The 11714-nt window shown below is 62.2% G+C and carries 11 protein-coding genes and 1 pseudogene; 2 read left to right on the top strand and 10 right to left on the bottom strand.

Translation table 11 applies throughout. The features are described 5' to 3' along the window. The coding region (locus tag QOC89_RS28370) for a phosphocholine-specific phospholipase C (protein ID WP_323048067.1) at nt 1-2073 on the top strand (2073 nt) is incomplete at its 5' end. 132 nt (nt 2074-2205) lie between these two features. Here the strand turns inward: QOC89_RS28370 and QOC89_RS28365 are convergent. Genes QOC89_RS28365 through QOC89_RS28330 form a run of 8 tightly spaced genes read right to left on the bottom strand, consistent with a single transcriptional unit; the run spans nt 2206 to nt 9191 of the window. Next, entirely contained in the window at nt 2206-3495 is a 1290-nt protein-coding gene (locus tag QOC89_RS28365; RefSeq protein WP_323048066.1) for an MSMEG_0569 family flavin-dependent oxidoreductase, read from the bottom strand. A 26-nt stretch (nt 3496-3521) separates the two neighbouring features. Further along, the gene (locus QOC89_RS28360; protein WP_323048065.1) at nt 3522-3806 is read right to left on the bottom strand and encodes an MSMEG_0570 family nitrogen starvation response protein; all 285 of its coding nucleotides are present in this window, start codon (nt 3804-3806) and stop codon (nt 3522-3524) included. 13 nt (nt 3807-3819) lie between these two features. Next, nucleotides 3820-5007 (bottom strand): MSMEG_0565 family glycosyltransferase, encoded by a 1188-nt coding sequence (locus QOC89_RS28355; RefSeq protein WP_323048064.1) that lies wholly within the window; start codon nt 5005-5007, stop codon nt 3820-3822. Beyond that, nucleotides 5004-5987, bottom strand: a complete 984-nt coding sequence (locus tag QOC89_RS28350) for a sll0787 family AIR synthase-like protein (RefSeq protein ID WP_323048063.1) — start codon at nt 5985-5987, stop codon at nt 5004-5006. The genes QOC89_RS28355 and QOC89_RS28350 overlap by 4 nt, the downstream gene beginning before the upstream one ends. Next, a complete protein-coding gene (locus QOC89_RS28345) occupies nt 5984-6583 on the bottom strand; it encodes an MSMEG_0567/Sll0786 family nitrogen starvation N-acetyltransferase (RefSeq protein WP_323048062.1) in 600 nt (199 codons plus the stop codon). Before QOC89_RS28345 ends, QOC89_RS28350 begins: the two co-directional genes overlap by 4 nt. 2 nt (nt 6584-6585) lie before the next feature. Next, entirely contained in the window at nt 6586-7656 is a 1071-nt protein-coding gene (locus tag QOC89_RS28340) for an MSMEG_0568 family radical SAM protein (RefSeq protein WP_323048068.1), read from the bottom strand. Next, the gene (locus tag QOC89_RS28335; RefSeq protein ID WP_323048061.1) at nt 7649-8689 is read right to left on the bottom strand and encodes a Nit6803 family nitrilase; all 1041 of its coding nucleotides are present in this window, start codon (nt 8687-8689) and stop codon (nt 7649-7651) included. The genes QOC89_RS28340 and QOC89_RS28335 overlap by 8 nt, the downstream gene beginning before the upstream one ends. Nucleotides 8690-8708: 19 nt before the next feature. Then, nucleotides 8709-9191 carry an MSMEG_0572/Sll0783 family nitrogen starvation response protein gene (locus QOC89_RS28330; RefSeq protein WP_054040483.1) on the bottom strand — a complete coding sequence of 161 codons (483 nt, stop codon included), beginning with the start codon at nt 9189-9191 and terminating at the stop codon, nt 8709-8711. Nucleotides 9192-9539: 348 nt separating this feature from the next. On the opposite strand from QOC89_RS28330, the gene QOC89_RS28325 reads away from it, so the two are divergent. Next, nucleotides 9540-10931 carry a PLP-dependent aminotransferase family protein gene (locus QOC89_RS28325; protein ID WP_323048060.1) on the top strand — a complete coding sequence of 464 codons (1392 nt, stop codon included), beginning with the start codon at nt 9540-9542 and terminating at the stop codon, nt 10929-10931. 30 nt (nt 10932-10961) lie between these two features. Here the strand turns inward: QOC89_RS28325 and QOC89_RS28320 are convergent, their stop codons facing one another. Together QOC89_RS28320 and QOC89_RS28315 are read right to left on the bottom strand one after the other, a co-directional pair. Then, the gene (locus tag QOC89_RS28320) at nt 10962-11342 is read right to left on the bottom strand and encodes a DUF5594 family protein (RefSeq protein WP_323048059.1); all 381 of its coding nucleotides are present in this window, start codon (nt 11340-11342) and stop codon (nt 10962-10964) included. Between the two features lie 191 nt (nt 11343-11533). Continuing rightward, nucleotides 11534-11714 (bottom strand): annotated as a pseudogene (locus QOC89_RS28315) (IS66 family transposase); the annotation flags it as partial.

The following is an 11714-nucleotide window of genomic DNA, read 5'->3' as shown; positions in this document are numbered from 1 at the left end:
GCGCATGCAGCCGGTTCCGCCACCGCGTTGAGCATGTTGCCGCTGGGCATCCGCAACGCGCTCGCGATTCCCGCCAACAACAAGACCGGCAGCATTCGCGACGTCGAGCACATCGTCGTGCTGATGCGGGAAAACCGCTCGTTCGACCACTACTTCGGCACGCTCAAGGGCGTACGCGGCTTCGGTGACACGCGCGCGATCAACCTGCCCAACGGCAAGCCGGTGTGGTATCAGCCGCTCGCCGCGGATGTCGGTTATGTATTGCCGTTCCGCCCGACAGCGCCGACCCTGGGCCTGCAATTCCTGCAGGATCTCGCGCACGACTGGACCACCACGCACGCAGCATGGAACGGCGGCCGCTACGATCAATGGGTGCCGTCCAAAGGCACCACGACGATGGCTTACTTCACGCGCGACGACATTCCGTTTCACTATCAGCTCGCCGACGCCTTTACGATCTGCGACGCGTATCACTGCTCGCTGATGGGCCCGACCGACCCGAACCGCTACTACATGTGGAGCGGCTGGGTGGGCAACGACGGCAATGGCGGTGGCCCGGTGATCGATAACTCCGAACTCGGCTATGGATGGTCGACCTATCCGGAAGTGCTGCAGAACGCGGGCATTACATGGAAGATCTACCAGGACATGGGCACGGGACTCAACGCGAGCGGCGCGTGGGGCTGGACGCAGAACCCCTACATCGGCAACTTCGGCGACAACTCGCTGCTCTACTTCAACCAGTACCGTAATGCGCAGCCGGGCAATCCGCTCTATGACAACGCGCGCACCGGCACGAACGCGGCCAACGGCGACGGCTACTTCGACATCCTCAAGCGCGACGTGCAAAACAACGCCCTGCCGCAAGTCTCGTGGATCGTCGCGCCGGAAGCGTATTCCGAGCACCCGAACTGGCCGACCAATTACGGTGCGTGGTACATCGATCAGGTTCTGCAGACTCTCACGTCCAATCCCGAGGTGTGGAGCAAGACCGTGCTGCTGATCAACTACGACGAGAACGACGGCTTCTTCGATCACATCGCGCCGCCGTTCGCACCGGCATCGAGCGCGAATGGTTTGTCCACCGTCGACACCAGCAATGAAAACTACGCGGGCGACAGCAAGACGCCCGCGGGCCCGTACGGCCTCGGGCCGCGCGTGCCGATGCTGGTGGTCTCGCCGTGGTCGAAAGGCGGCTACGTGTGCTCGGAGTTGTTCGACCATACTTCCGTGATCCGCTTCATCGAAAAGCGCTTCGGGCAGCAGCACAACCTCGGCGAATCGAACATCACGCCGTGGCGTCGCGCGGTGTGCGGCGACCTGATGTCGGCATTCAATTTCAGCAACCCGAACGACGCGTTTCCGACGCTGCCGAGCACGAGCGGCTATGTACCGCCCGATCAGAACCGGCATCCGGACTATGTGCCGTTGCCGCCGCTCCTGCAGGCCGTGCCGAAGCAGGAACCCGGCGTGCGCCCGGCGCGCGCGTTGCCCTACGAACTGTTCGTACGTGTGCAAGGCGAAAGCTCGGGCAACAAGCTGACCATGCGTTTCGTCAATTCGGGCCGCGCGGGCGCGGTGTTTCTGGTCTATGCAGCGAACGGGCTCGACGCACCGCGCACGTATACGGTCGAAGCCGGCAAGCAGTTGCAGGACCAGTTGCCGTTGAATGCCGACGGCACATACGATTTCACCGTGCACGGCCCGAACGGTTTTCTGCGCCGCTTTGCCGGCAAACCGGTTGCGAAAAACTGGTGGAACGGCTCCGATACCGCGCGCCCGGAAGTCGCCGAAGGCTACGACGTCGCGAACGGCAACCTGCAATTGCGGCTGGAAAACGCGGGCAGCGCGCGCTGCCAGTTCACGATCGTCAACGCCTATGACGCGAGCAACGTGATCAAGCATTCTGTACGGGGCGGCGATACCGAACAGTTGTATCTCGATCTGCGCAGCGCTCACGGCTGGTACGATCTGGCGATTACCGTCGACACCGACCGTTCGTTCGCACGTCGTGTCGCCGGACATGTGGAAACCGGCAACAGCAGCATGAGCGATCCGGCGTTGGGAAGCTAGGTTTCAACGGCGTTTCAATTCGGACGGTACTAAACGATACGGCCGCTGCGATAAAAAGCAGCGGCTTTTTTTGCTCGCATCACATGCGCACCACATCGCACCACGTCGCACCACGCCGCATAGGCCGCAGTCTCAAGCCGCCACGGCCGCCCTCACCGACGCTCGTCCTCGCGCCTTCTCGCGAATCGCCTGCACCACGAACTCCGCATCGCGCGCGACCCCCGAGAAGCGCCCCGAACCCCACGTATGCAGCCACGGCAGCCCGACGAAATACAAACCGTCGATCGGTGTAGTGCCACGCGTATGCGCCGGATAACCCCGGCCGTTGAACACCGGCGCGTCGAGCCAGCTAAAGTCCGGCGTGAAACCGATGCACCAGACGATGGCCGAAATGCCGCTCGTGCGCAGATCGAGCGTGGTTCGTTCTTCGTCAGGCCGCCAGACAGGTTCGTAGACCTCACCCGCCGGCGCGTCGATACCATGCTTTTCAATAAAGCCGTCGATGCCCGCATTGATCCGGTTGTACGTATCGTCCGCGGCATCGAGATTGGCGGCGAGTGTCGGCGCGAAATGGAAGTGTCCGTCGCGCAGATCGTCGAGCCTGCCGTACAACTCCATGCCTTCGGTGGCGAATTTGCGCAGGTCGATATCGCGTCCGCCATCGCGGCCGGTCACATAATGATTGGTGTTGTCGCGCACGCCCTCACGCAACGGATGCTTTTCGACCGGCATGTCGTAGTACTGCATGTCGGCGAGCCAATCGACCACGTCGCGCCCGCGATAGAAACGCGCGCAGCGTGGCGCCTCGCCGACCGCAAGCACCACTTTTCGCCCGGCAAGATGCAGATCCTCCGCGATCTGCGCACCGGACTGCCCGGTGCCGACCACCATCACCGCGCCTTCGGGCAACGCCTGTGGATTCCGATATGCGGACGATTGCAACTGCACGATATGGGCGGGCAAACGCTCGGCGAGCCGTGGCACGATCGGCGTGTGATAGCCACCCGAGGCGACCACGACCTGGTCCGCCGTGAAATCGCCTTGCGTGGTCACGATCGAATAGACGCCGTCGTCGCGCTGCTTCACGCGCTTGACCTCCGCGTGTTCGATCACCGGCGCATCGACGTGCGCGATGAAGCCGTCGAGGTAGTCGATGATCTCATCCTTCTTCATGAACCCGTGTGGATCGTCGCCGAGGTACGGGTAGCCGGGCAACGCACACTGCCAGTTCGGCGTCACGAGACAGAACGTGTCCCAGCGCTGCTGGCGCCACGTATGCGTCAACGTGTTCTTCTCCACAACCAGATGGTCGATGCCCGCCTGCCTGAGGTAATAGCTGACGGACAGACCCGCCTGCCCGCCGCCGACGACGAGCACACTGAAATGCCCGTCAACGCGCGCGTGTTGTGCTGGATTCGACATGATGCGTCCTCTACAAGAATAAACGCCTAGCTGAACTCGATCACCTTGACGCTCGCCTCGGGCTGATCGCGAAATCGCTCCGCGTCGCGTTCGATCTGCGCGAGCTGATCCAGCGCCGCCGAGCAGGCAAAACCATACTTCTCGCGCACCCGCTCCGAGGCAATACCTAACGCCTGCCGCGAACGTTCGACGAAATCGTTCAGCGCATAGGCTTCGCCAGGTTTGAAGAAATCGCCAATGACGAGCGAAGGCGAATAGCAGTTCGCTTCGGCGCCATCAGGCCACTGAATCCGAAAGTGCATGACAGGCATCGTAAATCCTCAATCAATCATTCAGTCCATGAATAGCCAATGCGCGCGCTGCAAGCGATTGACGGTATACGTCGACGTGACGCCGCGCGCTTTCCGCCCAGCTAAAGCGAGCGAGTAACGCAGGCACGGCCCGGTCGAAATCAATCCGGCTACGACCTTCCGTGAGAGCAAGCAACAAGGCCTTCGCTATCGAATCGATTTTGTGCGGGTTTGCCCAGCAACAGGTGGTGTCGTCGAGATACCCGGTGAACGGCGCGATTGCCGACGCAACCACCGGCGTGCCGCTGGCAAGCGCTTCCAGCACCACCAGACCAAACCCTTCGCACAACGACACCATCGACAACACGTCCGCGCTGCGAAAGAGCGCGGGCATGGCGGCGTCTTCGAGCGGGCCTGTCACCACCACGCTTTCGTGTGGGCCTACCGACAGTCCCAAATCCGCCGCTCGCTTGAACACGCCGCGAGCATAGGCGTCGTGATCGAGCAGGCTCGCGCCACCGGCGATCACGAGTTGCGCGCCCGGCAACGTGCGGCGTACGGAGACGAATGCTTCGAGCAGGGCACGTGTGTTCTTGCGCGCTTCGACACCGCCCACTGACAGCACGACCGGGCCACCGTCAACGCCCATGCGTTGCATAAGTTGCGCATCGCGCGCATCCACGTTGGGCGTGAAGCGTGCCACGTCGACGCCATTAGGCACCGTCAGCGCCGCAACGCGGTAGTCCGAATGCATCGTGTTCGTCCATATGTCACTGACACACAACACCTGATCCGCATCCTCATAGGCCCGCCGTTGCCATGCAGCGAGACGTGGATCGTCGAAATGATCCAGGTGATGAACGGTGCGCGTGAACCCGCGAATGAGCCCTTGCGCTTTCAGTTCGGCGAGGGCGTTGCCGCTGATACTGTCCTGCGCGTGCAGCACATCGAACGACCACGCATCATGTTCCTGCAACGTATGCTTGAACGCATGGATGCGCGCCTCCACCATGGCTACCGTGCCGGCCTGAGACAACGTGATCGGCGCGTAGACCACGCGGCACGGCGGCAAGCGAAACAGCGCCTCGCCGGCCACCGCCGGCGCAAAGACCGTCACGTCATGGCCGAGCGCTGTCAACGCGCTCGCCAGTTCAAGCGTATGCACGACCCCGCCGCGCGGGTTGACGGAATGTGTCAGCAACGCAATGCGCAATGTGTTCATCGCGAACCGTCCTTTGCCACCATGAACGCCTCGCGATTGAAGTCCCACAGCATCGCCGCCTCGTCGTGCCGATGCAATACCACTTGAGACGTCGCGTCGACCGAACCGATCACGGCGCAAGCCAGCGCGCGCGCGTCGAACAGCGCCTGCACTGCATCGACATGTTCCTGCCGAACGGATAGCAAATAACCAAAGCTCGGGAATGCGGTGACCCAGCGTTCCAAAGGAGCCTCGGCAGGCTTCGGAATACGCTCGAGGTCGATCCGTGCGCCCACCCTTGAGCATTCGAGCAGCATCAACGCCGTGCCGAGTGTGCCGGCCATGCTGATGTCTTTCGCCGCATCGCATAGGCCACTTTCCGCTAACAGCGGCAACAGTTCGAGATCCGCTTTCAATCGCTCAGGCGGCGCCCCCACCGATGCGTTCCAGAATGGATACGGCTCCTCGAAGCGGCCGCGCAAATCGACGGCCATCATCAACCGGTCACCGGGCTGCGCGTTGAAACTCGACAGCAGCGTCCCAGCGCGCCCCACGATCGATACGGCCAATTGCGCTGCATCGCTGCGCGTATTCGTATGACCGCCGACTATCGGTACGCCATATGCAACCGAAGCGGCCGCCATGCCCGCGAGCACTTTTTCGGCCGCGCCGATTCCCTGGCTCCATAGTGCGTCGACCACCGCCAGCGGCCGCCCGCCCATCGCATAGATATCGCTGACGTTGACCATCACACTGCTGTAGCCGGCGAACCACGGCATGGCGTTCACGAAATCACTGACCATGCCTTCGATTGCGAACAGCAAATAGCCATTGCCATCGGCAATGGCCGCGCAATCGTCGCCAAGCGCGACGGCCTGCGCGAGATCCTGCGTGCCGCGAGGCAGATGCTGCGCGAGTGAGCCGACCACATCGACGATATCCGTTTTGTGCCGGAATCCGCGACTCTCGCGCAGGCTGGCCACGAGATCGGCCACGCTCATGCCGCGCTCCGTGCAGCAGCAAGCCCGCGTGGATGCGTGTGAGTCACGAAGCCGCCATACGGCGTCACGCACGGCGGATACGAGTCCAGTTGAGCCTGCATCAGATGATGCGGCCGCCCCAACAGCATTTCTTCGGCGAGCACATCCCAATGCATCGCGCGAAACAGCGGCACGTTCTGACTCTGCACGTGCGCGAGGAAAGTCTCACAGCCGAGCGCATGGGCACTGCTCACAGCAAGACGAATCAGTGTCGCGCCGATTTTGCCGTGACGGCGAAACGCGGCATGGACGGCGAGGCGCGAACCGAACCATACGTTGCCCTCATCACGATGAATCCGCACCGTGCCGACCACCTGCTCCGGCATGCCGGCCACACAGCTCACCGCCACGAGTTGTTGTGCGTGGTTGTCGATCTCGTCCCGATCATCGCCGACAAAGATGCCTTGCTCAATGCAAAACACAGCACGCCGCAGCTTGTACGCTGCGTCGGCTTCCCAATCGAGCGTCGTCCACTTGATGCGAAACTCGTTTGGCGCATAGGGCACGAAACCCACGTCGCCATCCGGCGCCTCGCCTGCAATCGCTTCACCGAACATGATCACTCCTCGTACGACGACAGCGACGAACACGCGCCGCATTTACCGCAGCCGGCCTTGATATCGCTGGAGCGCATCGACGCGGCGTTGAGCATGCCGCCGAGCGGTTGCAGAATCGACTTCATGAACTCGGGTGTGGGCGCCGGATGATCTTCGAGCGGCGTGCCGCTGATCGGAACGAAGGGCACGACGAACGGATAGACGCCGAGTTCGATCAACTCGCGCGACATCGTCAGAATCGCTTCCGCGCTATCGCCGAGACCGGCGAGTATGTAGGTACTCACCTGGCCGCGTCCGAATACCGCAACCGCGGCTTTGAATGCTTCCATGTATCGCGCCAGCGGCACACTCGCCTTGCCCGGCATGATGCGATCGCGCAAGGCGGGCGTCACCACTTCGAGATGCATGCCGAGCGTATCGATGCCGCTCGCCTTCATGCGCGCGAACCAGCGGTCGTCGTCGGGCGGCTCGCATTGCGCCTGGATCGGCAGATCGACCGCCGCCTTGATGGCGAATGCGCTTTCGCACAAAATCTGCGCGCCGCGATCGGAGGTGGGCGGTGTACCGGTGGTCAGCACCATATGCTTGACGCCGTCGAGCAATACCGCCGCGCGCGCCACTTCGGCCAATTGCTCCGGCGTCTTGCGCGCAATCGTGCGCCCCGCCGCGAGCGATTGCCCGATCGCACAGAACTTGCAACTCTTGCGGCGGCTCTCGTAACGAATACAGGTTTGCAGCACGGTCGTTGCCAGCACGTCCGCGCCATGCAGCGTGGCGATGTGCGAGTACGGCACGCCGTCGAGCGTCTGCATGCCGTAAAAGCGCGGCGCCTTTGGGAAGCTGATGTTGGCAATCGGAATCGCGCCGCGCAGTAACGCACTCGACCCGTTCGCATCCGGCGTCTGCGCGACGAACGGCGAATGCCAGGCGGTGTTCGTATGCACCGGCACCATGATCGTCACGCCGTCCACCGTGACCGCTTTGTGGTCCGATGGACCCGCGCCGCCACGCCGGCTCGCAGCGCCCGTATCCGGCGACACGAGCCGCAAACCGGCCGACTGCAATTCAGTCATCAATTGCCGGCTCGCCGCCGACAGTGTCTCGCTGGAGCTCATCGTGCCATCCCTCGTTTGAATTGAAACCGGTGCTTGCGCTTACAGCACTGGACCACGCCGGCATCGGCGCGACGGTTTCCGCCGGCCGCCGGTTGATCGCAAGACTCAACAGTTCAGGCCGCGCGTAGTGGCCGACCGAATCCATCATGCGTTTGCGTTTGGTGATCAACGCCATGTCGAGATCGGCGATCACCATCCCCTCGCCTTCACGCAGCGGTTGCGCCAGATGCTGTCCTTCAGGCGAAACGATCGCGGTATTGCAACCGCCGCGCAGCGCCTTTTGCAGATTCGCATCGGACGTGACCGAAGCAATCTGCGCCTCGGTCAGCCAGCCCGTTGCATTGACCACGAAGCAGCCCGACTCCAGCGCGTGATGCCGGATCGTCACCTCGATCTGATCGGCGAAAACTGGGCCCACCAGCGAGCCGGGGAACTGGCTGCAATGAATCTCTTCGTGCTGCGTCATCAACGCATAACGTGCGAGTGGGTTGTAGTGCTCCCAGCAAGCGAGCGCGCCGACGCGCCCCACCGCTGTTTGCGCGACCTTCAAACCGGCCGCGTCGCCCTGGCCCCAGATCATCCGTTCATGAAACGTCGGCGTGATCTTGCGGCGCTTGAGCACCAGCTGACCGTCCGCGTCGAAGATCAACTGCGTGTTGTAGAGACTGCCGTGATCGCGCTCGTTGACGCCGAGAACCACCACCATCCGATGCGTGCGCGCCCGCTCGGCCACCGCTTGCGTCACCGGGCCCGGCACGATCACGGCTTCCTCATAGAGCTTCATGTGATCGGCGCCGGAAGCAACCGGCGGACGCACGAAAGAAAAGTACGGGTAGTACGGCACGAAGGTTTCGGGGAACACGATCAGCTGCACGCCTTCGCGGGCGGCTTTCTCGATCGCCTCGCAGACCTTCTCGAGGGTGCCCCCGCTGCGTTCGAAGTCCGGCGCGATCTGGACCGCTGCGGCACGCACGATGCGTTTGTCGGACATAGTGGTCACCCGCCTCTCGTCAAACCGTCCACGTGTGGATGATCAGCGCGTTGTCCTTGCGATGCAGCAGCTGGATATCGAGCACGTCAAGCGGACTGATCGGGCGAATGCCTTCGATCAGCGAGGCTTCACCGTGCCCATAGAGGGCTTGTAGCGCGAAACGGCAGGCGTACACCTTGCCGCCCTCTTCCATGAACTTCATCAGTTGCTTGTTGAAGTTCAGGTGGCCCGGGAACGCTTCGTCGCCGAGCGTCGGAAAGCCGCGTTGCAGACCAAGCGTGACACCCGGCCCATATAGCAGCACCGACGTTTCAAAGCCCTTGCGTTGCAGACGCGTGGCCTGCAACAGATTCACGAAACCGATCGACCCTTCGAACGCGACCGTATGAAACGTGACGAGCGCCTTCTCGCCCGGTTCGGCCTTCACGTCTTCGAAGACTTTCTCTTCGTAGTCGACAAGGTAATCGCCTTTCTGATGCAGCGGTTTGTTGACAGCTGGCATGACACTCTCCGATCAGGTTTGCTGAGTAAAAGGGGGCGCGCGTTCGCTCTGTGCGCGCTTGTCTCAATGCAACCGCCGTGCCATTGATCGGCCTCATCAATGCGATCAATCAGCAATCAATCCGGTCTCGATTCGAGATGCGACTCGAAAAAATTTTGGCGCGAAGCTTGCGTATAGCCGGAGCATCGCGATGCGATCGCCTGTAGCGGCCTGTATCGCACCAGCCAGGTGCGGTTTTCATATCGAGACGTGTCGGCGTGGTGCAGTCATTCACCACGGACGATCAATCCGATCATTGATCGCATTCAGATCCGATCAATGCTTTCTTCCTCCAGCCGACGCCTATCAATGAGCAGCCGGACACATCACTGGATCAAACGTCTCGCCGACATTCGCAAGCCGGCCTATCTCGCGATTCCCGATCTGATCGAGGAAGATCTCGCCACCGGCAGGCTGCGTCCGCGCGACCGCTTACCGGGACTACGCGATCTGGCCGAAGAACTTGCACTGAACTACACGACAGTGGCACGCGCGTACGCGGAAGCGCGCAAGCGCGGTTTGCTCGATTCGCGCGCTGGCAGCGGCACCTTCGTGCGCGGCCGCACCGCTACCTTGCCGCTCGCCGGCGGCAGCAGCATCGAGATGTCGATGAACACGCCACCGGAGCCGCCCGACTATGCCGCGCGCTTGCGCGACTCGGCGGCTCGCCTGATGAACGGCAGCGATCCCTATCAGTTGCTGCGTTATCAGGACTTCGGCGGCTCGGCCGCCGACAAGGACGCCGGCGCTGAATGGCTGAAACGTCGCGTGCCGCATTGCGACGCGCAGAACGTACTGGTATGCCCCGGCATTCACAGTGCGCTGGTGGCGCTCGTCTCGCAGTTGGCGCGGCCCGGTGGCACGATCTGCCTCGACACGCTGGCTTATCCCGGCATCAAGGCGATCGCCGCGCAACTCGGCGTGCGTCTGCAAGCCCTGCCGCGCGACGACGAAGGGCCGCTCGCCCACGCCTTCGAAGCGCTCTGCAAGACCGACAAGCCGAGCGCGTTCTATTGCAATCCGACGCTGCAAAACCCGAGCACGCTGACGCTCACGCACCAACGGCGCGAGGCGCTCGCCGACGTCGCGTTGCGCTATAGCGTCCCGATCATCGAAGACGACGCGTACGCCATGCTGCCGCAAAGCGCGCCCGACGCGCTCGCGAGTTTCGCCCCCGAACTGACCTACTATGTGACGGGTCTATCGAAGAGCCTCGGCGCCGGTTTGCGGGTTGCGCATCTGCACGCGCCGACTGCAAGGCAAACCCAGCGCCTCGCCGGCGCGTTGCGCGCGACAACGGTGATGGCAAGTCCGTTCACGGTGACGCTCGCGACGCAATGGATCACCGACGGCACCGCGCTCGACATGCTCAACGCGATCCGCAATGAATCGCGTGCACGCCAGGCGATTGCGTCGCGCATGCTCGAAGCGTGGCCTTACGAAGCACATCCGGACGGCTTTCATGTGTGGTTGCCGGTGCCGGTCGACAGCGGCTGGAGCGCGTCCGAACTCGCGTTGCAACTGCGCAATCAGGGCATCGCCGCGGTTGCAGGGGCGGCGTTTTCCACCGACGGCAATCCACCGAACGCAATGCGTGTGTGTCTCGGGGGCTCGAAAACGCGTGACGAATGTGAGGAAGCGCTACGCATCGTGGGCGAGACGCTCGACCATCCGCATCATCTGCATTCTCCGGTGATGTGAGTTGTCCGGCTGGATCGACGCGGCGGTGTCCTAAGATTCGAAGTCGAGGCCGCCGATCAATATTGCCGGCTCGCCTTGTGTGTGAGAGAGAAAATCCAGTTCGCGCACATGGCGCCAGGCTTCGAGTTTGCGCGGCAATGCCGCCAGATAGCCGGCGAAGCGCGCCGGCCCTTTGGAACCCATCAGCCGTTCGATTTCGTCGCTGTCCCAGGTGAGAAACAGATTCAGCGGATGCGGGTAGTGGCGTAAGTCTTCGATCGGGGTTGCGTGGATTCGCACGCGGGTGGGGTGGCCATGGCCGCCATAAGGCAGCACTTCGGTATGCACGCTGGTGGTGAAACAGGCGGCGATCGCCTCGGCGATACGGGGCGCAAAGTGTTCGTCGAAACGGGCGGCGCTCTTTGGATGCATTGATGTCTCCGACGGTTTTTATGACGGGCGATGCATCGTAGCATGGGGGATGGCCGCGGTTGCAGTTGGCGCGGTGTGTGCGGATGCCGTTCGTTTTTTTTTTGGTTTCGTTGGCCTTTTCTTGTGTTCTTATTGGTCTATTAGTGTTGCCCCTGTGCGGGGCGGCACTTACTTTCTTTGCCGCGGCGTAACTATTCAGCGGCAGGCAAAGGCGAATCGACGATTCCGGCAAAGCTGGAGGCCAGTGCATCGATCAGCGAACGGTTCTGCTTGCGCAGGGTGGCAAGGTACGATCGGATTGTGCAGAACGCCTGCATGCCTGATTCCGAGCGGAAGCAGCCCGAGATTTTCTGTTTGAGTTTAGGCATGCGG

This window comes from Paraburkholderia sp., from assembly GCF_034668105.1.
Lineage (GTDB): Bacteria > Pseudomonadota > Gammaproteobacteria > Burkholderiales > Burkholderiaceae > Paraburkholderia.
This window is presented reverse-complemented; position numbering and strand designations above follow the sequence as displayed.